The sequence below is a fragment of the Streptomyces sp. NPDC086077 genome (genome assembly GCF_040686175.1).
GTDB lineage: Bacteria > Actinomycetota > Actinomycetes > Streptomycetales > Streptomycetaceae > Streptomyces.
Genome location: NZ_JBFBJT010000008.1, coordinates 40,268 through 64,223, shown reverse-complemented (window position 1 = coordinate 64,223; position 23,956 = coordinate 40,268). Strand labels below are relative to the sequence as shown.

15 protein-coding genes are annotated in these 23,956 nt (G+C 72.4%); 4 read left to right on the top strand and 11 right to left on the bottom strand.

Annotation, left to right across the window (positions count from 1 at the left end; genetic code table 11):
• Positions 1-224: 224 nt before the first annotated feature.
• The gene (locus AB0O67_RS04265) at positions 225-1,019 is read right to left on the bottom strand and encodes a class II aldolase/adducin family protein (protein ID WP_365445811.1); all 795 of its coding nucleotides are present in this window, start codon (positions 1,017-1,019) and stop codon (positions 225-227) included.
• 143 nt (positions 1,020-1,162) lie between these two features.
• On the opposite strand from AB0O67_RS04265, the gene AB0O67_RS04260 reads away from it, so the two are divergent.
• Positions 1,163-1,636 (top strand): pyridoxamine 5'-phosphate oxidase family protein, encoded by a 474-nt coding sequence (locus AB0O67_RS04260; protein ID WP_365445808.1) that lies wholly within the window; start codon positions 1,163-1,165, stop codon positions 1,634-1,636.
• Positions 1,637-1,642: 6 nt separating this feature from the next.
• Here AB0O67_RS04260 and guaA read toward each other — a convergent pair whose 3' ends face one another.
• Positions 1,643-3,217 carry a glutamine-hydrolyzing GMP synthase gene (guaA, locus tag AB0O67_RS04255; protein ID WP_365445805.1) on the bottom strand — a complete coding sequence of 525 codons (1,575 nt, stop codon included), beginning with the start codon at positions 3,215-3,217 and terminating at the stop codon, positions 1,643-1,645.
• Between the two features lie 304 nt (positions 3,218-3,521).
• Here guaA and AB0O67_RS04250 point away from each other — a divergent pair, with 304 nt between their 5' ends.
• Both AB0O67_RS04250 and AB0O67_RS04245 read left to right on the top strand, forming a co-directional pair.
• The gene (locus AB0O67_RS04250; RefSeq protein ID WP_365445802.1) at positions 3,522-3,821 is read left to right on the top strand and encodes a chorismate mutase; all 300 of its coding nucleotides are present in this window, start codon (positions 3,522-3,524) and stop codon (positions 3,819-3,821) included.
• A gap of 639 nt (positions 3,822-4,460) precedes the next feature.
• A complete protein-coding gene (locus AB0O67_RS04245) occupies positions 4,461-5,486 on the top strand; it encodes an LAETG motif-containing sortase-dependent surface protein (RefSeq protein WP_365445799.1) in 1,026 nt (341 codons plus the stop codon).
• Between the two features lie 112 nt (positions 5,487-5,598).
• Here AB0O67_RS04245 and AB0O67_RS04240 read toward each other — a convergent pair whose 3' ends face one another.
• The 9 genes from AB0O67_RS04240 to AB0O67_RS04200 all read right to left on the bottom strand — a co-directional run bounded on the left by AB0O67_RS04240 (position 5,599) and on the right by AB0O67_RS04200 (position 22,420).
• Positions 5,599-7,377 (bottom strand): GMC family oxidoreductase, encoded by a 1,779-nt coding sequence (locus tag AB0O67_RS04240; protein WP_365445796.1) that lies wholly within the window; start codon positions 7,375-7,377, stop codon positions 5,599-5,601.
• Between the two features lie 43 nt (positions 7,378-7,420).
• Positions 7,421-9,046, bottom strand: a complete 1,626-nt coding sequence (locus tag AB0O67_RS04235; protein ID WP_365445793.1) for a succinic semialdehyde dehydrogenase — start codon at positions 9,044-9,046, stop codon at positions 7,421-7,423.
• 104 nt (positions 9,047-9,150) lie between these two features.
• Positions 9,151-10,896: a protein kinase gene (locus tag AB0O67_RS04230; protein WP_365445790.1), complete on the bottom strand. Its 1,746-nt coding sequence runs from the start codon at positions 10,894-10,896 to the stop codon at positions 9,151-9,153.
• A gap of 43 nt (positions 10,897-10,939) precedes the next feature.
• Positions 10,940-12,694 carry a serine/threonine-protein kinase gene (locus tag AB0O67_RS04225; RefSeq protein ID WP_365445787.1) on the bottom strand — a complete coding sequence of 585 codons (1,755 nt, stop codon included), beginning with the start codon at positions 12,692-12,694 and terminating at the stop codon, positions 10,940-10,942.
• Between the two features lie 88 nt (positions 12,695-12,782).
• Positions 12,783-13,829 (bottom strand): serine/threonine-protein kinase, encoded by a 1,047-nt coding sequence (locus AB0O67_RS04220; protein WP_365445784.1) that lies wholly within the window; start codon positions 13,827-13,829, stop codon positions 12,783-12,785.
• Positions 13,830-13,967: 138 nt separating this feature from the next.
• Complete coding sequence (locus tag AB0O67_RS04215) at positions 13,968-15,572, bottom strand: serine/threonine-protein kinase (protein WP_365445903.1); 1,605 nt, start codon at positions 15,570-15,572, stop codon at positions 13,968-13,970.
• A gap of 152 nt (positions 15,573-15,724) precedes the next feature.
• Positions 15,725-18,442 carry a protein kinase gene (locus AB0O67_RS04210; RefSeq protein ID WP_365445781.1) on the bottom strand — a complete coding sequence of 906 codons (2,718 nt, stop codon included), beginning with the start codon at positions 18,440-18,442 and terminating at the stop codon, positions 15,725-15,727.
• Between the two features lie 174 nt (positions 18,443-18,616).
• The gene (locus AB0O67_RS04205) at positions 18,617-20,629 is read right to left on the bottom strand and encodes a serine/threonine-protein kinase (protein ID WP_365445778.1); all 2,013 of its coding nucleotides are present in this window, start codon (positions 20,627-20,629) and stop codon (positions 18,617-18,619) included.
• Between the two features lie 84 nt (positions 20,630-20,713).
• Complete coding sequence (locus AB0O67_RS04200) at positions 20,714-22,420, bottom strand: glycerol-3-phosphate dehydrogenase/oxidase (protein ID WP_365445775.1); 1,707 nt, start codon at positions 22,418-22,420, stop codon at positions 20,714-20,716.
• 306 nt (positions 22,421-22,726) lie between these two features.
• Here AB0O67_RS04200 and AB0O67_RS04195 point away from each other — a divergent pair, with 306 nt between their 5' ends.
• A complete protein-coding gene (locus AB0O67_RS04195) occupies positions 22,727-23,935 on the top strand; it encodes a nucleotide sugar dehydrogenase (RefSeq protein WP_365445772.1) in 1,209 nt (402 codons plus the stop codon).
• Positions 23,936-23,956: the final 21 nt, after the last annotated feature.

Sequence of the window (23,956 nt, the reverse complement as noted above, 5' to 3'; positions counted from 1 at the left end):
CGACGCCCGCCTTCCGCGAATCCCCGTGCCACACTCGTCCGCCCCGCTCGTCGGTGAGTCGGGGCCGCTCCCGGCGGCCCGTGCAACTCCCCGGCGATGTCAGCGAATTGTGCCCTACGACACCCGGTTCGCGTCCGGCAGGTCGGGTCGGCTCTGGTCGGCCCGGGTGAACGGACGGTCGCCGTGTTGACCCGGCTGCGAGAATTTCCCGACAGCGGCGCCTTCTAGGACAGCAGGTCGGGTTCCCTGCGCGTGATGTCCTGCCACAGCGGCTGGTAGTTGATCCACGCGACCAGGTCGCCGCCGAGCTGCTCCCGGGTCGCCACCGCCTGTTTGTGGTCGATCAGGATCGGGCGGCCCGCGGCCTTCGCGGTCAGCTGCACCTGGCAGGAGCGCTCCATGGAAACGAACCACCAGGCCGCCGCGTCCACCGAGTCGCCGACGGTCAGCAGGCCGTGGTTGCGCAGGACGAGGGCCTTGCGGGAGCCGAGCGCGGCGGCGATCCGGCGGCCCTCCTCCGCGTCGACGGAGACGCCGCTGTAGGCGTCGTAGAGCGCGTGGTCCTCGTAGAAGGCGCAGCTCTCCTGGGTGATCGGGTCGAGCAGGTCGCCGAGCGCGGACAGGGCGCGGCCGTGCACGGAGTGGCAGTGGGCGACGGCGACGACGTCGGGGCGGGCGTCGTGCACCTGGGCGTGCACGGTGAAGGCGGCCTGGTTCACGTGGTAACGGCCCTCCACGACCTGCCCGTCCTGGTTGGCCAGCACGAGGTCGCTGACGGTGACGTGGCGGAAGGGCATGCCGAACGGATTGACCCAGAAGCAGTTCGAGTACTCGGGGTCGCGGGCCGTGATGTGCCCGGAGACGCCGTCCTCCAAGCCGTACCGCCCGAAGATGCGCAGCGCTCCCGCGAGCCGTTCCTTGCGGTGCCGGCGCTCGTCGTCGACCGATTCGTACCTCGGCGGCATGGCGAACTGCAGCCGGTCGGTGGGCAGGGGCTGGGGCGGGGTGGGCGCGGACATGGGTCCTCCGGCGCTGGGTTCCGGTACGGAGCGGAAGTTACCCGCGGTCAGCGCAGGAGAACAGGCCTTCGGTGGGATCAGCGACACTCCGGTGCGGCACATACCCGACAGAGGATGTCGGGTATCGGCGCCAGACTCCTCGTATGGCAGCGAACTGGGCATCCTTCAGCACCGCCGAACCCGATCTCGCGCAGACCGTCGAGGAACGCTTCGGCTCCTACACCCACCACGTCCTCGCGACCCTGCGCAAGGACGGCTCACCGCGCACCACGGGCATCGAGGTCCGGTTTCTCGGCGGTGAGCTGTGGCTCGGCATGATGCCGGACTCGCTCAAGGCCCTCGACCTGCGCCGCGACCCGCGCTTCGCGCTCCAGGCGAACCCCGGAGAGGGCACGTCGATGGGCGGCGGCGATGTACGGATCGCCGGGCGGGCCGTCGAGGTCGAGGACGACGCGACGAAGGCCCGGTACCACGAAGAGGTGGAACCGCCGGAGCCGTTCCACCTCTTCCGCACCGAGCTGACGGAGGTCGTACGGACCTACGTCGAGGACGACAAGTACCTGGTCGTCCAGGTCTGGAAGCCCGGCGCCCCCCTGCGCACGATCAAGCGCACGTAGGGCCCACTACTCCCACTCGATCGTCCCCGGCGGCTTCGACGTCACGTCGAGCACGACCCGGTTGACGTCCCGCACCTCGTTGGTGATCCGGGTGGAGATCCGGCCGAGGACGTCGTAGGGCAGGCGCGACCAGTCGGCCGTCATGGCGTCCTCGGAGGAGACCGGGCGGAGCACGATCGGGTGGCCGTACGTCCGGCCGTCGCCCTGGACGCCGACCGAGCGGACGTCCGCGAGCAGCACCACCGGGCACTGCCAGATGTCACGGTCGAGGCCGGCCGCCGTCAGCTCCTCGCGGGCGATGGCGTCGGCGTCGCGGAGCAGGTCGAGCCGCTCCTTCGTCACCTCGCCGACGATACGGATACCCAGCCCGGGTCCCGGGAAGGGCTGGCGCTGGACGATCTCCTCCGGCAGGCCCAGCTCCTGGCCGACCATCCGGACCTCGTCCTTGAACAGCTTGCGCAGCGGCTCGATCAGCTGGAACTCGAGGTCCTCGGGGAGGCCGCCGACGTTGTGGTGGGACTTGATGTTGGCGGTGCCGGTGCCGCCGCCGGACTCGACCACGTCGGGGTAGAGCGTGCCCTGGACCAGGAACTCCACCGCGGGACCCGCGTCGGCGATGATCTCGGCCTGCGCCTGCTCGAAGACGCGGATGAACTCACGGCCGATGATCTTCCGCTTCTCCTCCGGGTCGGAGACACCCTTGAGCGCGTTCAGGAAGCGCTCCTCGGCGTCGACGACCTTCAGCTGCACGCCGGTGGCCGCGACGAAGTCCTTCTCGACCTGCTCGGTCTCGCCCTTGCGCATCAGGCCGTGGTCGACGTACACGCAGGTCAGCTGTGAGCCGATGGCCTTCTGGACGAGGGCGGCGGCGACCGCGGAGTCCACGCCGCCGGACAGGCCGCAGATGGCGCGCTTGTCGCCGACCTGCGCGCGGATCGCCTCGACCTGCTCCTCGATCACGTTGCCGGTGGTCCAGGACGGGCTGAGGCCGGCGCCGCGGTAGAGGAAGTGCTCCAGGACCTGCTGGCCGTGCGTGGAGTGCATGACCTCGGGGTGGTACTGGACGCCGTAGAGCTTCTTCTCGTCGTTCTCGAACGCGGCGACCGGGACGACGTCCGTGGAGGCCGTGACGGAGAAGCCCTCGGGGGCGGCGGAGCAGGCGTCGCCGTGCGACATCCACACGGCCTGCTCGGCCGGGGTGCCCTCGAAGAGGGTGGAGGACGACCGGGAGACGTGCAGGTCCGTGCGGCCGTACTCACGGGCGCCGGTGTTGTCGACGGTGCCGCCGAGGCTCTGCGCCATCAGCTGGAAGCCGTAGCACATGCCGAAGACCGGGACGCCGGCCTCGAAGATCTCGCGGTCCAGACGCGGGGCGCCCTCCTCGTACACCGACGAGGGGCCGCCGGACAGGACGATCGCCGCCGGGTTCTTGGCGAGCATGTCCTTGACCGGCATGGTGCTCGGCACGATCTCGCTGTAGACCCGGGCCTCGCGGACGCGTCGGGCGATGAGCTGGGCGTACTGCGCACCGAAGTCGACGACCAGGACGGTGTCGGGGGCGGCGGGGGTCGCTGATGACACGGGTTGCCTTCCGGCGGCTCGAAAAGGGCTGTACCTCCGATTCTAACGGCGCTGCCACACGTGACCGCCGTCTCAGGATCCGAACCGAATTGGCGGCCGCCGAGGGCCGCGGCATACTGGCGGCATGCGCTCGCACCCGACCTTCCGCTTTACCTATGGCAACCGGCCCGCCGGCTGCCATGGTCGTGCTGCTTGAGCTACTGACAAGCGACTTCCCAGGCGCCCCGGGCCGACAAGGTCCGGGGCGTTCGGCGTTCCAGGAGACTTGTCCGTTCCGGGGCCTTACCCGACAGGAGCCCCGATCATGACCTCCACCACCGCCGCCGCCGCAGGTGACAGGACCGGCGCCCGTACCGACGAGGCCGCCGAGGTGATCAGCGGCGCGCGGGAACGCATCGACGCGCTCGACGACCGGATCATCGGGCTGATCCAGGAACGGATGGCCGTCTCGGCCGTGATCCAGGAGGCCCGCATCACCTCCGGTGGCCGGCGCGTGAACCTCTCCCGGGAGATGGAGGTGCTCGGCCGCTACCGGCAGGAGCTCGGCAAGCCGGGCACCGCCCTCGCCATGACCCTGCTCGAACTCTGCCGTGGCCGCATCTGAGGTTCCAACCGTACGGAGGGCGCGTCGAGGTTCGAACTGTCCAGGGATCGCATCTGAGTTCGCACCCCTTCTCACCCGTACGGCGCGTGACCGCCGCCCGCCAGGCTTCGTTGGTCCCGATGTCCGTGCCAGCCAGGGGCGGGCCCGAAAGAACCACGCGTGGCTCGCTGGGGCGATGAGACGTACGGATCGTGACGTGCGTCGTGGGACCTCGCTCCAGAAAGTGACCGGACGGCAGGGGACAGCAGCCCGGTCACCCAAGAGAACGGTCGGCTCCGGGGACGCCCGGGGCCGGCCGGCGGAACTGCCCGAAGTGAGACGTACCAGAGGTCGAGACCATCCGGAGGCAGGCGGCGCGACCCCCCGGCGCCGCCTCCCAGGCACCGGCGCTGCCCTGACGCCGGTGCTGACGCAGGAAGGGCCCCGCGGCTCCGCCCCGCGGGGCCCTTCTCGTGCCCACTCACCCGTCCCACCGGCTGCCCCGGGTCTCCCCACCCAAACCAAGTGATCCAGCTCACATAAATTCTGTGTGAAGCGTGGACAACCATTCACCGGCTCCAGTGATCAAACCTGCAAGAACCCAGGGCCACACCCGTACCCCCATACGCGGAGCCCTTCCGACTCAGCAGGTAGGTCTTCATGAAGCTTCGCCGTGCCCTGGCAGCCGCCGCCGCGGCGGCCGCGATAGCCCCCATGACTCTGCTCGCGGCGCCGGGGGCGTACGCGACGGACTCCCCGAGCCCCGGCGTTTCGGAGTCCGCCACCGAGACGGCGTCCGTCTCGCCGTCCCCGTCCGACACCCAGTCGCCCACCGCGAGCGACCCGGGTACGCCTTCCGGGGGCACCAGCGAGTCGGCCACCACGGACCCGACCGCGACGGGCAGCGCCTCCGCGACCGCCACCACCGAGCCGACCGGCTCCAGCTCGCCCTCGGCCACCACGTCCGTGAGCCCTTCCCCGAGCAGCTCCGCGCCCGAGGAGGATCTCTGCGAGAACGCGGACGAGGAGTCCGTCGGCCTCAGCGAGGACCTGACCAGCGGTCTGTCCGGTCTGCCCGAGCGGATCGTGGCCGGCAGCGGCTGGACCGAGTTCTCCTTCGACGTCTCCAACGACGGCGACGAGCAGATCAAGAACATCAAGCCGCTGATCGGCGTCGCAGCGCTCGGCTGGGACGAGGAGGACTACTCGGGCGAGATCACCGTCCAGGTCTTCGACAAGGCCAAGGGCGGCTGGAACACGCTGGCGGACACGGCCGGCGAGGGCGGGACCTTCCCCGCGTTCAGCCTCGGCGCGGGCCAGTCCACCTCGTACCCGCTGCGCCTGAGCGTCAGCGGCAAGGTGCCCGACGCCATCGGTCTGACCGGCGGCTTCGCGCAGTACTCGGACGCCGAGGGCTGCTGGATGGCCGACGACCCGAACGGCTGGGTCTACTTCTTCGACATCCTCGCCGCGGGCTCGGACGCCGGTGACCCGCCGGACGCCAAGCCGCAGGGCGGGATGAGCGACCTGGACGAGGTCAACGACGTGGACGCCACGGGCAGCCTGGCCGACACCGGTTCCAGCTCCGCGCTGCCGATGATCGGCCTGGTCGGCGGGGTCGCCGTCGTCGCCGGTGCGGGTGCGGTGTTCGTCGTCCGGCGCAAGAAGGCCGGTGCGCAGGCGTAAGCACGCCTGAAGCAAGGACAAAGAGAGAGGGAGCTGCGCTCGGAGGGGGGCGCAGGTCCCTCTCTCTTCTTTCGCCCTCCGCTGGTGCCTTCCTGTGGCCTCTTCCCGTGGCCTACTTCTTGGGCGGCACCGTCGGCATCCCCAGGAACGGCAGCCGCAGCGCGCCGAACGCCTCCGCGGGGACCGCCGGGGACTGCGGCTCGACCGGCTTCAGGCGCTCGTACGCCGCTCCCTGCCGTGGGCGCGGGTCGGCCTCGCCCTTGTTGGGCCAGTACGACATCGCGCGCTCGGCCTGCGCCGTGATGGTGAGGGACGGGTTGACGCCCAGGTTCGCGGTGACGGCCGCGCCGTCGACGACGGAGATGCCCGGGTGGCCGTACAGCCGGTGGTAGGGGTCGATCACGCCGGTCTCGCGGGAGTCGCCGATCGGGCAGCCGCCGAGGAAGTGCGCGGTGAGCGGGGTGCCCATCAGTTCACCCACGTTGCTGCCGGCGAAGCCGTTGATCTCGGCGGCGATCGCCGAGGCGCCCTGCGAAGCGGCCTTGATCTGTTTGGGGTTGGGGGCGCCGTGCCCCTGCTTGGCGGTCAGCAGGCCCTTGCCGACGCCGCCCGGTTTCAGGTACGTCGTCAGCGAGTTGTCCAGCGACTGCATCACCAGGCCGATGATGGTCCGCTCCGACCAGCGGTGGTTGTTCAGGGAGCGGAGCATCTGGAGGGGGTGGCGGGCGGCGTTGCGCAGGAACGCCACGGCGCGGGACGAGCCCTCCGCGTACGGGATCTGGAGGATCGCCATGCCGCCCATCGCGTTGGAGCCCTTGCCGTAACGGACCGGCTCGATATGGGTGTTGGCGTCCGGGTGGATGGAGGACGTGATGGCGACGCCGCGGGTGAAGTCGACCTTCCGCTCGCCGGTGACCTTGCGGTAGCGGCGGTTGGTGGTCTGGGCGCCGACCAGGGCCTCGGAGTTGGTGCGGGTCAGTTCGCCCAGCCGGTCAGAGAGGTACGGCAGCTGGCCGCCGGCCTTCATGCGGTGCAGCAGGGTCTGGGTGCCGTAGGTGCCGGCGGCCAGGACCACACGCTGGGCGCGGAAGGTGCGGCCGCCGCCCTTCCCGCGGTTGCCGGTGGGCAGCGTGGCGACGGCGTACCCGCCCTGCGAGTCGTCGGTGACGGAGACCACCGTGGTCATGGGATGGACGACCGCGCCGGCCTTCTCGGCGAGGTAGAGGTAGTTCTCGTTGAGGGTGTTCTTCGCGCCGTGGCGGCAGCCGGTCATGCACTCGCCGCATTCTGCACAGGCGCGGCGGGCCGGACCCGCGCCACCGAAGTAGGGGTCGGCCACCTCCTCGCCGGGGCGCGCCGTGGCCTTGCCGTCGGCGTCCTTGCCGTCGCCGAAGAAGACGCCGACCGGTGCCATGTGGAAGGAGTCGCCGACGCCCATCCGCTGCGCGGCGGCCTTCAGATGGACGTCGGAGGGGGTCGTCGTCGGGTTCAGCCGGACGCCGAGCATGCGCTGGGCCTGGTCGTAGTACGGCGCCAGCTCCTCCTGCCAGTCGGTGATGTGGCCCCACTGAGGGTCCTCGAAGAAGGGCTTCGGCGGGACGTAGAGCGTGTTGGCGTAGTTGAGCGAGCCACCGCCCACGCCCGCGCCGGCCAGCACCATGACGTTGCCGAGCAGGTGGATGCGCTGGAGACCGTACATGCCGAGCTTGGGGGCCCAGAGGTAGTTCTTCAGGTCCCAGGAGTCCTTGGGGAGGGTGGCTCGGGTGAAACGGCGGCCGGCTTCCAGGACGGCGACCCGGTAGCCCTTCTCCGTGAGGCGCAGGGCGGTGACGGAACCGCCGAAGCCGGAGCCCACGACGATGACGTCGTAGTCATAGGCGTCCTGTGGCACGTGTTCTCCTCATTGAGTGTGCGTGCGGGGCCTGGGGGGGGCGTCAGCGGAACCTGAGCGACTTCATCACCCGCAGGCTGCGGCTCATGAACGCCGCGTACTTCTCGTCGTCCATGCCCATCGACGGGGCCATCGGCAGCAGGCGCTGGTGGGCGATCGTCTGGGCCTCGGTGTACTTGAGGATGCCCTCGGAGCCGTGGCGGCGGCCCAGGCCTGAGTCCTTCATGCCGCCCATGGGGGACTGGACGCTGCCGTAGGCCGGCGCGTAGCCCTCGTTGATGTTGACCGTGCCCGTGCGCAGCCGGGCGGCGACCTCGCGGCCGCGGCGGGCGTCCTGCGTCCAGACCGAGGAGTTCAGGCCGTACGGCGTGGAGTTGGCGTGCTCGACCGCCTCGTCTTCGGAGGTGAAGCGGTAGAGGGAGACGACCGGGCCGAAGGTCTCCTCGGTGCAGACGGCCATCGGCGGCTCGACGCCGTCGAGGATGGTCGGCTCGTAGAAGTACGGGCCGATGTCCGGGCGGGCGGTGCCCCCCGCGACGAGCTTCGCGCCCTTGGCCACCGCCTCCTCCACATGCCGCCTGACGGTCTCCAGCTGGCGTTCGCCCACCAGGGAGCCCATGTCGGCGCCGTAGGCGAGGGAGCTGCCGAGCCGCATGGCCTTCGTGCGGGCGGCGAAGCGCTCCAGGAAGGCGTCGGCCACCGACGCGTGGACGTACAACCGCTCGATGGAGATGCACAGTTGCCCGGCGGAGGAGAAACACGCGCGCACGGCGCCGGCCGCGGCCTTCTCCACGTCCGCGTCCTCCAGCACCACCATGGCGTTCTTGCCGCCCAGTTCGAGGGAGACGCCGACCAGACGGGCGGCGGCGCCCTGCGCGACCTCGCGGCCGGTGCGGGTGGAGCCGGTGAAGGAGACGTAGTCGGCGTGCTTGACGACCTCGGGACCGACGACCGGGCCCTCGCCGAGGACGACCTGGAAGACCTCGGCGGGCAGCCCGGCCTCGACGAGCAGGTCGCGGGCCCAGAGCGCGGTGAGGCAGGTCTCCGTGTCCGGCTTCATCACCACCGCGTTGCCCGCGACGAAGGCCGGCAGTGCGTCGCCGACGGACAGCTCCAGCGGGTAGTTCCAGGGAGCGATCTGGCCGACCACGCCACGCGGGTGGCGCAGTTCGGTGACCTTGGTGAGGGTCGGGATGGCGCCCGTGTGCCGCCTGGGCTTCAGATAGGCGGGGGCCTTCCGGCCGTAGTGCCGGGCCGCGACGGCCACGGCCTGCACCTCCTCGTGGGCGTGCAGCCGGGCCTTGCCGGTCTCCAGCTGGATCAGGTCCAGGACCTCGGCCTGGCGCTCCAGCACCAGGTCGTGGAAGCGGAGCAGGACGGCCGCACGCCGCCGTACCGGCGTCCGCGCCCACACGGCCTGTGCGGATCGGGCCGCGGCGAACGCGTGTCGGACGTCCTCCGGCGTGGACTCGGGCAGGTCGGCCAACTTCTCGCCGGTGAACGGCGAGTGGTTGGCTGTCCGGCCGGAACCTGCCACGCCCCGGGTGAGCTGGGCGATCAGCTCGGGGGTGACCACGTCCGCGGCGGTGCGGGCGCCCTCGGGCGAGGGGGCGAGAGGGTTGGTGCCGGTCGTGTGCGTGGCCTGCTCCAGGGCCTGCGAGTCCGTCATGAGCCGCAGGGTATGCCGCGGCGAAGGCTTTGTGTACCCGTCGGTAATAGGGATTCACCGAGTACACACATGCCGCCAGTGATCACTGGCAACAAACGCCCTGATCAGGGCGTTGGCGAGCCCTGACCTGCCTCGATCTCCAGTCGGCCGCGAGCGCCCTTGAACACCGACGTGCCCTTCTTCTCGTCGGGCGTGCCCTTGGGCATGTCGACGCGCAACTCGTACATGCGGCCGCCGTCGGCGAGGATCATCAGCTGCATGACGCGGGAGGGGTCCTCGGCCATGTTGTAGGTGGTGTCGGCGAGGACGGCTTCCCGGCCGCCGAAGGTCGTGCGGGTGTACTGCGTGCGGGCGTCGCCGTCATAACTGTCCCAGGTGGTGTGCGCCGCGCGCGCCAGGGTCATCGGGGAGCCGGGTGCCTTGTCCCAGCGGGTGAGGCGGACCTGGATGGTGTTGTCGAGGTCGTAGACGACCAGACGCGGCGGATCGTCGGCGCTGCCCTCGCGGGCGGCTTCCTCGTAGTCGTCCGGCAGGGAGAGGACGGCGGCCAGGTCCTTCTCGCGGTGCGCGGTCCAGGCGGGGCCGCGGGTCGCGGCGACGCCTGGGGCGGAGCTGCGGGGTGCGGCGGCGCCCGGGGCGGAGCTGCGGGTGGCGGCCCGCTCCGCGGCCTCCGAGTCGTCGGGGTCGGGACGGAAGGAGGATGTCGCGAGCCAGACGCCGCCGGTGACCAGGACGCCGAGCAGGACGGCGGGGACTGGGCGGCGCAGGGGGTGACGGGTCTGCCCGAGGGGCTGTCCGGCGGTCCCTCGGGCCGCATCCGGCGCCGGGGTGGAGCCCGAGGCAGGCGTGGGGCCGCTCTGCGGCAGTCGCGCCGCGTCGCCTTCGGGTACGTCCGCCTCAGCCTCCGGCGCGGGCTCAGGCTTCCCCCGCAGCCGTACCGTTCCCGCGTCGTCCGCGAACCCCTCGAGCGCGGACGCCTCCTGAGCAACCGTCACCGCGTCGCCGGGAACCCCCGGCCAGCCCTCCGCCACCGCGCCCAGCCCCGCGGCGACCTCCTCGGGCGCCGGGCGCCGCTCGGGGTCCTTCGCCAGGAGCCGTACGAGCAGCGGCCCCAGCGGGCCGGCCTGCTTCGGCTCGGGTGGATCCGCGGCGAGGACCGCGGCGAGCGTCGACTCCGGCGTCGTACGGCGGAAAGGAGACCAGCCCTCGACGGCGGCGAACAGCAGAACCCCCAGTGACCACAGGTCGGAGGCCGGGCCCGCGCCGGTGCCGGACATGCGTTCCGGGGCGATGAACTCCAGGGAGCCGACGAACTCGCCGCTGACGGTGAGGGATTCCTCGCCCTGGACATGGGCGATGCCGAAGTCGGTGAGGACGACGCGGCCGTGCCTGCCGAGCAGGACGTTGGCGGGTTTGACGTCCCGGTGCACGATGCCGACCGCGTGGGCGGCGCGCAGGGCGCCGAGGACGGCGAGGCCGATGCGGGCGGACTCGGCGGGCGGTATCGGGCCGCGCCGGAGCATCTCGTGGAGGGACTCGCCCTGGATGAACTCCATGACGATCCACGGGATGCCGTCCTCCTCCACCACGTCGTGGATGGTGACGGCGGACCGGTGGTCGACGCGGGCGGCGGCGCGGGCCTCGCGGTACAGGCGGTGGGCGGCCCGGCGGTGGGCCTCGTCCTCCGGATCGCCCGGCAACCGCGGCTGCTTGACGGCGACTTCACGCTCCACCAGTTCGTCGCGCGCACGCCAGACGGTGCCCATGCCGCCGGAGCCGATGCGTTCCAGCAACCGGTAGCGCCCGCCGACCAGACGTCCGTCGCGCTGGTGTTCGCCGCCGTCACTCATGCCCCATGCCTACCCCGCCGGACACGTGTTTGTCGACGTGGGTTCAGAGCCTGTCGACATCCAGGTTCGCGATCGCCACCCGAGCCACCTCGCGGCCGCGTTCGGTGAAGTCGCCCTTGCTGGGATAGCTGATGGTGAGCTTGTACATGTCGCGGGCGGCGTTCTGGTAGTAGAGGATCTGCATTTCGCGGGGGCGCGGACTCTGGCTGTCGGTCGTCGTGTAGGTGACGGTGTTCTTCGCGGCGTCCTTGCCCTGGTACGTGACCGCGTCGTCCGGCTTGGTGACCGGGTCCGCCGGCATGCTGAAGTCGTAGCTGCCGCTCTCATCGAAGACGCGGTCGTCCTCGTACATCTCGGCGCCCGCGGACCCCTGGATGGAGTTGCCCGTGTCCTCGGACTTCTTGTCGAGGCTCAGCCCGATCCAGATGCTGCCGCTCGGGTCCGTGTACGTCACCCAGTGGCCGTCGTCGGTGTCCTCGGGCACCTTCCGCTCGTAGCCGGCGGGGAACGCGAGGGTCGCGGCGACGTCCTTCTCGGCCTTGGTCTTCCAGCCGTCGGGCAGTGGGCCCGCGAACGGGTCGGCGAGCACCAGGTACGCCGCCACCGCGGCCGCGACGACCGCCGCGCCCAGCCCGAACAGCGTTCCGCGGCCGATCCGGACACCGCCCCCGCGCGCACTGTCACCGCCGACCGTCACGACCTGCGTGGCCACCGGCTCGGGCGGGTTGGCGGCCGCCTCCAGCAGGGAGCGGACCTGGGCGGCGTTCGGGCGGCGGGCCGGGTCCTTCTGGAGCAGGCCGCTGATGACCTCGGCGAGCGGCCCGGAGGCCGACGCGGGCGGTGCGGGCGTGGCGTTGAGGACGGACTGGAGGGTGGCCGGCGTGTTGCTGCGGCGGAACGGCGACACGCCCTCCGTGGCCGCGTACAGCACGACGCCCAGCGACCAGAGGTCCGAGGCCGGACCGGGGCGCTGGCCCAGCACCCGCTCCGGCGCGATGTACTCGGGCGAGCCGACGAAGCCGCCGGTGTCGGTCAGGTTCGTCTCGCCCTCGATCTGCGCGATGCCGAAGTCGGTGAGGACGACGCGGTCGTACCGGCCGAGCAGGACGTTGTCCGGCTTGACGTCCCGGTGCAGGACGCCGGCGGCGTGCGCGGCCTCCAGCGCGCCGAGCACCTCGAGGCCGATCCTGGCCGCCTCGCGGGCGGAGAGGGTGCCCTCCTGGAGAGCGTTGCCGAGGGAACGCCCCCGCACCAGCTCCATCACGATCCACGGCCGGCCGTCCACCACGGCGACGTCGTGCACGTCGACCACCGCCGGGTGGTCGAGCCGGGCCGCGGCGCGGGCCTCGCGGCGCATCCGCTCGAAGGCGTTGTCACGTTCGCGCTCGGGAAGGTGGTCCGGAACGCGGGGTTCCTTGACCGCGACCTCCCGGTCCACCGTCTCGTCCTTGGCACGCCACACCGTGCCCATGCCGCCGTGCCCGAGCTTGGCGAGCAGCCGGTAGCGCCCGGCGATCAGCCGCCCGGCGCCGGGGTCGTCCCGGGCGGGCCGGTGGGCGGGCTGCTGCGGTGCCTGGTGCGTCGGCTGGTGGGGCGCCTGGTGCGCGGGCTGCCCGGGCGCCTGGTGCGGGGGCTGTTGCGACGGCTGCTGGGCGGGCCGCTGCTGCGGCGACGCGGCCTGGGCGGGCGACGCGTACGGATTGTTCGGGTGCGGCACGGCGGCGGGCCGAACCGGCGGTTGCAGACCGAAACTCGTTGGCTCGTCGGCCCCGTAGTGGGCTCCCCCGTCGTTGCTCATACGTCCATGCATATCGCGGCAGGTGGCTTTGCATCCACCGCCAGGAGCCACCGGTCACAGACCCGTGACCCGGCTCGTCGCATATCTGCTATTCCGGTGGGCTGTTGGAACCACTGGCGGACGGCGACGCGGACGTACTCAAGGACGTGCTGGGCGTCGGGCTCACCGGCGGACCGTCGCCGTCCCCGGCACCCCCGTTCACGAACAGCGCCGCCGCCGACACCGCCACCATCGCCGCGACCAGCAGCACGATCACCACACGGTCCCGTGAGGTGCGTTGCGAGCGGACCGGTTCCGGCGCACGGCCCGTCTCGAGGAAGTCCCGCAGCATCCGCTCGGCCTGCGCCGCGTCCAGCCGCCGTTCCGGGTCGCGTTCCAGCAGCCCGAGTACGACGGGCAGCATCGGACCGGCCTGCGCGGGCGGCCGGATCGGCGCGGCGACCACGGCGTGCAGGAGGCCGCCCAGCGAGTCGCGGTGGAAGGGCGACTCGCCGCTGACCGACGTGCACAGCAGCACGCCGAGCGACCACAGGTCGGAGGCCGGGCCCGTCCCCGACCCCGACATCCGCTCAGGGGCGGTGTATTCGGGCGAGCCCACGAACGTCCCCGACTCGGTGAGCGTGGTGGCGCCCTCCACCTGGGCGACGCCGAAGTCGGTGAGGACGACGCGGCCGGTGCCGGACTCGATGAGGACGTTCGCCGGCTTGAGGTCGCGGTGCAGGACACCGGCCTCGTGTGCCGCGCGCAGCGCGCCGAGCAGGGCGATGCCGATCCGGGCGGCCTCGCGGGCGTCGACCGGACCGTCCGCGGCGATGCGGTCGGCGAGGGAGCCGCCGTCGATCAACTCCATCACGATGTAGAGGCGTTCGTCGTCCTCGACCACGTCGTGGACGACGCTGATGTGCGGGTGCCGCAGCTGGGCCAGCGCACGGGCCTCGCGCAGCGTGCGGTCGCGTGAGGAGCGGGCGCGCGCCGCCGACGGGGAGTCGTCCGGGACGAGTTCCTTGACGGCCACCTCGCGGCCGAGCAACTGGTCGGTGGCGCGCCAGACCACGCCCATGCCGCCCCGCCCGACCGTCGCCTGAAGGCGGTAACGGCCCGCGATGACACGCTCGTCGGACCCCTCGCTCCCCATGAGCACATCATGCCCCAGCCGGAGCGCGCCGCTCCGGGCCGAACGGGTGGCATGGCCGACAAACGCCCATGTCGCGCGGGTACGTTGCACGGTCAACGACCTGGCTCGCACCGCTTTCCGGTCAGGCCGGCACGCCGCTCAGGAGGGCTTCACCGGCCGCCATCCCCGCAGCAGCGTGTCGAACTGTTCGCGCGTCGTCTCCCAGTCCGCCGCGGGCGCCGACATGTAGATCGCGTACTCGACCCCGTCACGGGTCAGGTACATCTCCTCGATCGCCCGGCGCGGCCCCGCGTACTCGCCGGGGTCGGTCTCCAGCGCCGTCCACGTGTACTCCCACAGGGACCCCTCGCGGTCCCGGTAGATGTTCTCCTCCATGGTCACGCGCTCGTACCGGGCCAGCCGCTGAAGCTGCTGCTCCAGGTCCAGCTGGTGCTCGTAGGGGGCGTCGAAGTCCGGTGACTTGTCGATGGCGATGCGCACGAAGTGCGTGCCGCCGTCCGGCGAGTAGTCGATCTGCGTCAGATCGCCCTCGACGCCGTAGACCTTCCGTTGCCAGCGATCACTGGGCAGCGAGAGGCTGAAACCCGCCGGGTCGTCCTTGCGCACCCAGGTCGCCGGGACGGAGTCCTGGGGCTCCGGGGCGTCCGGGGACTCCGAGGGGGTGGCGGACGAACCGGCCGACGAGGACACGCCGCCCGGGTCGCGGCCCTCGTCCCACTGCTGCAAGAGCACCGCGCCCGCGCCGCCGACGACCGCCGCCGTGGCCACGACGAGGGCCAGCGTGCGCAGCCTGCGACGCCGCCCGGCCGGCACGGCGGTCGGTGGCGGGCCCAGCGGGTTCGGCCGGGAGTGCTCCCGCGGCTCCTGGCGCACCGGCCCCAGGTCCGGCTGCCCGGCCGGGGGCACGAGCACCTCGGTCACCTGCGGGCGGCCCCCGTCGGCCACCTCGGCGAGCAGCCGCTCCGCCTCGGCGGACGAGGGCCGCGCGGCCGGTTCCTTGCGCAGCAGCGCGGTGATCACGGGCCCGAGCGGACCGGCGTACCGGGGCTCGGCGGGGTGCTCCTCGACGACGGCCTGCATGGTGGACAGCGGCGAGGTGCGGCGGAACGGCGAGGTGCCCTCCACCGCCGTGTACAGCGTCGCGCCGAGCGCCCACAGGTCGGAGGCCGGTCCCGGGTCGTGACCGCGGACCCGCTCGGGGGCGAGGTAGTCGACCGAGCCGACGACCTCTCCGGTACGGGTGATCGTCGTGTCGCCGTCGATCTGCGCGATGCCGAAGTCGGTGAGCAGGACGCGGCCGTCGTCGGCGAGCAGGACGTTGCCGGGCTTGACGTCCCGGTGCAGGACACCGGCGGTGTGCGCGGCCCGCAGGGCGCGCAGCACCCACATGCCGATCCGGGCGGCCTCCGCCGGCTCGACCCGGCCCTGCGCCTTGACCGCGTCGGCGAGCGAGCGGCCCTCGACCAGCTCCATCACGATCCACGGCCGGCCGTCGTGTTCGAGCACGTCATGGACGGTGACGACGGCCGAGTGGTTGATCCGCGCGGCCGCTCGCGCCTCTGCCCGGGTGCGGGCCAGCATGACGGCCTGATCGCTGTCGGAGACGTAGAGGGCGGCGGTCAACTCCTTGATCGCGACAGCCCGGTGCAGCACCTCGTCATGGGCGCGCCACACCCGTCCCATGCCGCCGCTGCCGATGGCGTCGGTGAGCCGGTAGCGGCCTCCGATGAGCAGGCCCTGCATCTGATTCACGTTTCCCCGCAATGTTCTTGACAGGTTCAGCGTAGGGACAGGCCCGCGAACGGGGAACCACGGGGGGCCCAAGGAAACCGCACTGTGACGGTTGTCGCTTTCGGTGACGACAAGCAACCATCGGGCCAACTGCCCCGATGCGTTCAGCCGGTGGCCTGATAGGTCGCCGCCGCCTGCTCGTAGAGCCGGGTCACCTCGTCCCGCTCGGCCTCCGGGCCGCGCACCTGGAGCACGTGGTAGCGCCCGTCCAGGAGCATCGCGAGGTTGCGCACGAACAGGTCGCGGCCGGCGTCGTCACTCCAGGTGAACTGGCCCTCGGCCATCGTCCGCCCGCCCACCTCGATGGTCTTCAGACCGGTGGAGGTGGCCCAGCTCGACTCCCGGTACGGCCGCAGCTCGGGCTCCCGCTCCCGCTGGTACGCCATCGGATCGCCGCCGTACTCGTCCGAACCGTCCCTGCCCGGTACGACGATCAGCTCGAAGTCGCCCTGGGAGTACACGACCTGGCCGCTGCCGTTCTTCGGCGCGCGCTGCCAGCCCTCGGCGACGGCCACGCGGAAGCCCTCCGGGTCGTCGTGCAGGGTGAAGCCCTCGGCGACGTCGGACTGGGTGCCGCTCGGTTCGTCGTCCGGCGAGTTCTGGTCGGGGCGTGGCTCGCTGCTCGCCTCCGGTGTCGGCTCGGGTGCCTCACCGACCTGCCCGGCGGCCCCGGTCCGGTCGGGGCTCGCACCGCCGGCGCCCTCGCCGGCCTTCGGCATGAACAGCATGGCGTACGCGATCGCTCCGGCCAGCGCGAGCAGTATCAGCACGAGCAGCGTGCGTCCCAGGCTGCGCGGCGAACGCGTCTTCTCCCGGTCCCGCTTGTGCCGCCCGTGCCGCGCGGGCAGTCCGGCGCGCCGTCTGCGCACCAGCTCGCCCTTGCGGCGCACGATCGGCAGCCGGCTGGCGTCGGGCGGCGGGGCGGCGACCACGTGCACCCCGGCCTCCGGCTCGGGCGCGGACCGCACCAGCGAACGCAGCCAGCCGCGCAGCTCCTCGAAGTCCAGCCGCTCGGTGGGGTCCTGACGCAGCAGCGACTCCACGACGGGGCGCAGCGGCCCGCACTCCTCGGCGAAGGCGGGCGGCTCGGCACACACCAGCTGCACCAGCTCGGCCGTCGACTCCTCCGGGTAGGGCGCATGCCCCTGTACGGCCCTGAAGAGCAGAGCGCCGAGCGCCCACAGGTCGGTCGCCGGGCCGATGGGCGGCGCGAGCTGCCAGTTCTCGTGCACCGGCCCGGCCTGCTCCGGCGCCCACCGCTCGGTCACCGGTCCGACCACGGCCATCCGCGCCTGCCGCGCCCGCTCCGCGGCCAGCGCGGTGGCGGGACCACGGCGGGACGCGGGGGTTCCGGCCACGAGATCGTCCCAGCGGGTGCCCGTGGGAGAGCCGGCACGGGCCTGGGGTGCTGAGGGCGCCACCTCGTGGGCGGGGGCGGGTACGACGGGGTGGGAGAGGCCGTTGCCGCGGGCCGGGGGCTGCATGCCCGGCCGCGCGAGGCCGTCGCCCTGGGGCGGTACGCCCGGCTGGGCCAGACCGTCGTGGTGCGGCGGCACGCCGGGCTGGGCGACACCGTTGCCGTACGGCGGAACGCCCGGCCCGGCCAGGCCGGTGCCGTGCGGCGGCACCACCGGCTGGGCGAGACCGTTGGCCTGGGACTGGCCGTGGTGCCCGGCTCCGGCACCGGTGTTGCGCGGCGTCGCGCCGTGCCAGGGCGTGGGGGGCACGCCGTACGGGTCCGCTATCCGCCCCGGCGGGTTGCCCTCGGGTCCGCGGGCGTACGGCGGCTGCTCCGTGCCGCCCTCGGGTGCGGGGCGGGCGCCGGGCAGGGCCGCGCGGCCGCTCTGCTCGGCCTCCTGGACCCGGGCCGCGGCCCGCGCTCCCGCCCGGTACGCGGCGATCGCCCCGGCCCGCGCCGCGCGGATGTCCCCTCCGGACTCCTGCGCCCTGCGGGCCGGCGCGGCCGAACCGCCCACGCCCTCCGCGACGTCCGCGCCGGGCACCGGCAGCCCTCCGGCCGCCCGGGCCTCGATGGCGGCCCGCCGGGCGGCCTCGGGGTCACCGCCGCCGAGAGCACCCGCGCCGGGTCCGCCGACCCCGTTCAGCTCGGGTGCCCCGGCGGCCCCGAACGTCCCCCGGGCCGCTCCCAGAGCTCCGGCGGCCCCGCCGCCGTCGCCCCCGCCGCCGTCGTCGTACAGAGGCGCCGGCACCGGGTCGTACCCGCACAGCGCCTCCTCCGCCGCACCCACCGCCAGGCCGGTCAGCATGACCCGTCCGTCGTCGCAGACGAGTACCGTCCGCGCGGTGATGTTCCGGTGCACCCAGCCGTGCGCGTGCAGCACCCGCAGCGCCGTCAGCACGTCGGAGGCGACCTCGGCCGCCCGATAGGGCGTCAGCGGCTGTTCGGCGAGCAGCGCGGCCAGCGACCGCGCGGCCACCAGCTCGCTCACCACCCACAGCGACCCGCCCTCGGCGAACACGTCGAAGACCTGGTCGAGCCGCGGGTGATCGGGGATCGCGGCAGCCGCCTGCGCGGCCTCCACCGCACGCCGGACCGCCGGGTCCGTGGGCCGCCGCACGGCTCCGCCCCGTTGGGCGGGTGGCCGCCGGGCCGCGCGGTCACGCGCCGTGAACCCCTCGGGCAGTCCCTCCGCGTCGAGCACCTCGGCCTCGACGACCTCCGGCAACGGCACCTGCCGTACCAGGACTTCCTGTCCGCTGTAGGTGTCGAAGGCCCGCGTCTCGGTGAGTTCGTACTCGTCGGAGGGGGGCAGCGGCAGGCGGTAGCGGTCGGCGAGCACGCGCCCCGCGTAGTCGTCCACGTTGCCTCCCCCGGCCGCCCGGTGGTCAATTCCGTTCGTGTGGCGTCTCGTTCCCGATGCGTTCCCGATGCGTACGGTTCGCAACCACTCACGATACGTGCCGGAGGCAACCCGCACGGAGGGGATGGGAGATCTCACGAGATCTCATGCGCCCGGCCCGTTCCCGGGCCCCGATCACGCCTTCGGCTGGAAGGAGTCGGTCAACGTCCGCCACGTGGACTTACGCAGCGTGCCGTCCCATGTCGCGGCCTTCGCCGTGTACATCAGCGCGTAGCCCTGCTGCTCGTCGACGACGAACCCGCGGTCGATCGTCCGGTACTTCGTGCCCCCGTCGACGTAGGTGAACTCCCAGTCGGCCGTGTTCCAGCCGCGGTAGTCCACCTCCGCTATGCGGATCCGGTCGTACTGCGAGCGCGTCATGTAGCGCTCCTGGTTCTCCCAGTCCTGGACGGGGTCGTCCTTGGGCGTGGAGGTCCAGGCGATCAGCAGCTTCTGCCCGTCGGGTCCGGTGAACCGGTCGCCCGCCGCGTCCGACGACCCGTACTTCCAGCCCTTGGGCAGTCCTATGGAGTAGCCCTGCCCGCCCTTGTACGTCGACTCGGCGGCCGTGCCGTCCGAGGAGCCCTTGCCGTCCGAAGACCCCTTGCCGTCCGAGGAGTCGTCCGTCTCGTCGCCGCCGTCCCCGGCCGCCGCCCCGCCGCTCGCGCCGGGCGTGTTGCGCGGCGTGGCCCCGGCCGACTCCGTCGCCGCGCCGTCCGTGCGGGTGCCGCCGTCGTCCGACTTGGTGTCGGCGCCCGAGCTCGCCTCGGTCGCCGTCCCGTCGCCGCGGGCGCCGGACCGGTCGGACCCTCCGCCGCCCGCGTTGAGCACGACGGCCAGCACCACACCGAGCACGGCGAGCGCCACGACCACGGCGATGACCACCAAGGTCCGCCGGGGCACCACGTCGGTGAGCGGCGCCCTCGGCACCGGCCGCGGCGGCAGGTCCGGCGGCGTCATCACGGGCCAGCCGGAACTCCGGCCGCCCGAGGTGCCGTTGCCGCCCTGCGCGCCGGAGTCGGACGCCGACCCGGCGCTCGTACGCCCGGCGGCCGCGTCCGGACCGCTCGCGTTCCCGGCGCTCTTCCCGGTGGCCGCGCGCGCCCCGGTCGTCGCGCCGGTCGCCGCAGCGGCCTTGCGGGCCGATCGCAGCGCCCCGCGCAGCCGGTCGGCCCCGTCCCTGCCCTCGCCGCGTGCCGAACTCCCGCTCTTCTCGGGGGCGTCCGGCTGCGGGGGCAGCGGCACGACCTTGGTGGCGTCCGCCGGCTCGGCCGTCTTGGGGTCGGGCGCGTTGATGACCGACTTGAGCATGGCCCGGGCGGCGGCGTCGTCGATGCGCTTCTCGGGGTCCTTGGTGAGCAGCCCGTAGATGACGTCCTTGAGCGGGCCGGCGTGCTTGGGCTCCTCCAGCGGCTCGGTCATCACCGCGGTGAGCGTCGCGATCGCCGAGCCCTTGTCGTACGGCGGGGCGCCCTCGACCGCCGCGTACAGCAGACCGCCGAGCGACCACAGGTCGGCGGCGGGGCCGGGCTTGTGGCCGCGGGCGCGCTCCGGGGAGATGTAGGAGGGCGCGCCGACGAGCATGCCGGTGGAGGTGATGGACGGGTCGCCCTCGACCTGGGCGATGCCGAAGTCGGTGAGCACGACCCGGCCGTCGTCGGCGATCAGCACGTTCGACGGCTTCACGTCGCGGTGCAGGATGCCCTCGCGGTGCGCGGAACGCAGCACGTCGAGGACGGCGAGGCCGACCTCGGCGGCGCGCCGGGGCTTCAGCAGGCCGTCCTCGCGGATGACCTCGGCCAGGGACTTGCCCTCGACCAGTTCCATCACGATCCAGGGCCGGTCGTCCTCGTCGACCACGTCGAAGACCGTCACCGCGCTCGTGTTGCGGATCCGCGCGATGGCCTTGGCCTCGCGCAGCGTGCGCGTGATGAGCCGGCGCTTCTCGTCCTCGTCGATGTTGGTCGGGAACCGCAGTTCCTTCACCGCGACCGTCCGGCCGAGGGTCTCGTCCTCGGCGCGCCACACCGTGCCCATGCCGCCCCGGCCGAGTACGTCTCCCAGCCGGTACCGCCCCGCGAGAAGACGCTCGCTCTTGTCCTGACGAGTGTCCTGACGGGATGTCCCCGCCCGCTCCGCCTCCGACATGCGTCCCCTCATGCAACCCGCCCTGACAGAGCCTCCATTGTCCCTCACCCGACAAGCGGCTCTCGCCCCGGGTGCCCCCCGCTCCTACAACGGCACGATGTCGGGCGCCCCGAGCCTCGCCGCGTCCGCCGTCAGGTCGTCCGGCTGGCGCTGCGACTCGCGCTCGGCCTCCACCCGCTTCTCGTAGTGCTGGACCTCGCGCTCGATCTGGTCCTTGTCCCAGCCGAGCACCGGCGCCATCAACTCGGCCGCCTCACGTGCGCAACGGGTACCCCGGTCGAAGGTCTCTATGGAGATGCGGGTGCGCCGCGTCAGCACGTCGTCCAGATGCCGCGCACCCTCGTGCGACGCGGCGTACACGACCTCGGCGCGCAGATAGTCGTCGGCGCCGGTGAGCGGTTCGCCCAGCGAGGAGTTCCCCCCGATGAGGTCGAACAGCTCCTCCGCCATCGACCCGTACCGGTTCAACAGGTGCTCCACGCGGACCACATGCAGGCCGGTGCGCGCGGCGATCCTTGCCCGCGCGTTCCACAGCGCCCGGTACCCCTCCGCGCCGATCAGCGGTACGTCCTCGGTGACGCACTCGGCGACCCGCAGATCCAGGCCGTGCACCGCCTCGTCCACCGCGTCCTTGGCCATCACCCGGTACGTCGTGTACTTGCCGCCGGCGACGACGACCAGCCCCGGCACCGGGTGCGCGACGGTGTGCTCGCGGGACAGCTTGCTGGTGGCGTCGGACTCTCCGGCGAGCAGCGGCCGCAGACCGGCGTACACCCCCTCGACGTCGTCGCGCGTGAGCGGCACGGCGAGCACCGAGTTCACATGCTCCAGCAGATAGTCGATGTCGGCGCTGGACGCGGCGGGGTGGGCCTTGTCCAGGTCCCAGTCGGTGTCGGTGGTGCCGATGATCCAGTGCCGGCCCCAGGGGATGACGAACAGCACGGACTTCTCGGTGCGCAGGATCAGCCCGGTGCTGGAGTGGATGCGGTCCTTGGGCACGACCAGATGGATCCCCTTGGACGCCCGGACGTGGAACTGTCCCCGCTCCCCCACCATGGCCTGGGTGTCGTCGGTCCACACACCGGTCGCGTTGACTATCTGCTTGGCGTGGATCTCGTACTCCCCGCCTCCCTCGACGTCCTGCACGCGGGCCCCGACCACCCGCTCGCCCTCGCGCAGGAAGCCCGTCACCCGGGCGCGGTTGGCCGCCCTCGCCCCGTACGACACGGCGGTGCGCACCAGCGTGGCGACGAACCGGGCGTCGTCCATCTGGGCGTCGTAGTACTGCAGAGCGCCGACCAGCGCGTCCTTCTTCAGCGCGGGTGCCACGCGCAGGGCGTGACTGCGGCTCAGGTGCCGGTGCACCGGCAGGCCACGGCCGTGCCCGCGGGCCATCGACATGCCGTCGTAGAGCGCGACGCCCGAGCCCGCGTAGAGCCGCTCCCACCCCTTGTGCTGCAAGGGGTAGAGGAAGGGCACCGGCTTCACCAGATGCGGTGCCAGCCGCTCCAGCAGCAGGCCGCGCTCCTTCAGCGCCTCGCGGACCAGGGAGAAGTCGAGCATCTCCAGATAGCGCAGGCCGCCGTGTATCAGCTTGCTGGAGCGGCTCGACGTGCCCGAAGCCCAGTCCCGTGCCTCGACCAGGCCCGTGGACAGGCCGCGTGTCACGGCGTCCAGCGCGGTGCCCGCGCCGACCACTCCGCCGCCCACGACCAGCAGGTCCAGCTCCCGATCGGCCATCGCCGCGAGCGACTCGGCGCGCTGCGCCGGCCCCAGTGTCCCTGTCCTCACTGCTGCCTCCCGCTCATCGCCTCGCGTCGGCCGCACCCGTCGGGCGAGACCCGGTCCACATCCCCCACGCTCAAAGTCTGACCGCGTCGTCCGACTTCAGCCACCACACATCTCCAGCCTGTGGACAACCTGCCCGGAGATCGGCACCCGGAAGCCGCGAGAACGCGGACACGAGCACGGACACGGCCGAGCGCAATACCGCAAAACGGTCATATTTACTCCTAGTCTGACTGTGCGCTCGCTCGTCCTGTCCACAGGGCTTGCGCACCTGTCCCGCTTCGGTTACTGGGAAGGACGGCCCACTCCATGCCCGCAGACCTCGCCGTCATCGGACTCGGCCCGCTCGGCCTGCCGCTGGCCCAGGCCGCTGTCGCCGCCGGCATCCCCACCGTCGGCTACAAGACCGGCCCCGAGCCCGGCTCGCTCAGCCCCGCCGAACTGCGCCGGATGCTCTCGGGGGGCTTCCGGCACGCCGCGGGCCCGAGCGAGCTCGGCCGGGTGCGCACCGCGGTCATCTGCGCTCCGACCCCCAGGAACGCGGACGGCGGACTGGACCTGAGCCAGGTGGAGGCGGCCGCCCGCACCCTGGCCGCCCGGCTGCGCCCGCACACCACGGTCATCCTGGAATCGCCCGTGTACCCGGGCACGACGGAGGAATTCCTGCGCCCCGTGCTCGAAGAGGGCTCACAGCTGCGCGCCGGCCGCGACTTCCACCTCGCGTACTCGCCCAGCCGCGTCGACCCGGGCAACCGCGACTTCGCCCCGGCCAACACGCCCAAGGTCATCGGCGGCCTCACCCCCGCCTGCACCGAGTCGGCCGCCGCCTTCTACGGCCGCCTCACCGACAAGGTCGTCCGCGCGCGGGGCCCCCGCGAGGCCGAGACCGTGCAGCTCCTGGAGACCAACTACCGGCACGTGAACATCGCCCTGGTCAACGAGATGGCCGTCCTCTGCCACGACTTGGGCGTCGACCTGTGGGACGTCATCCGCTGCGCGGAGACCAAGCCGTTCGGCTTCCAGGCCTTCCGTCCCGGCCCCGGCGTCGGCGGCCACGCCGTCCCGCAGGACCTGACCGGCCGCGCGGGCCGCGGCCTGCGCATGGTGGAACTGGCCCAGCAGGTCAACAGCCGGATGCCCCGCTACGTCGTCCAGCGCGCCGCCACACTCCTCAACGAGCACGGCAAGTCGGCCCGCGGCGCGCGCGTGCTCCTGCTCGGCGTCACCTACAAGCCCGACCTCGCCGACCAGCAGGCCACCCCCGCCCAGGAGGTCGCGATCCGCCTGATGGAGCTCGGCGCCTCCGTCAGCTACCACGACCCGCACATCCCGTCCTGGAGCATCCTGGACCGCCCGGTCCCGCGCGTGGACTCCCTCTACGAGGCCGCCGCCGAGGCCGACCTCACGATCCTGCTCCAGAACCACCGCACCTACGACCTGCAGGGCCTTTCGGTGAAGGCGCAGCTCCTGCTCGACACCCGGGGCACGACTCCCACCGGCGCGGCACACCGTCTCTGACCGGCACGTGGGCGAGGAATT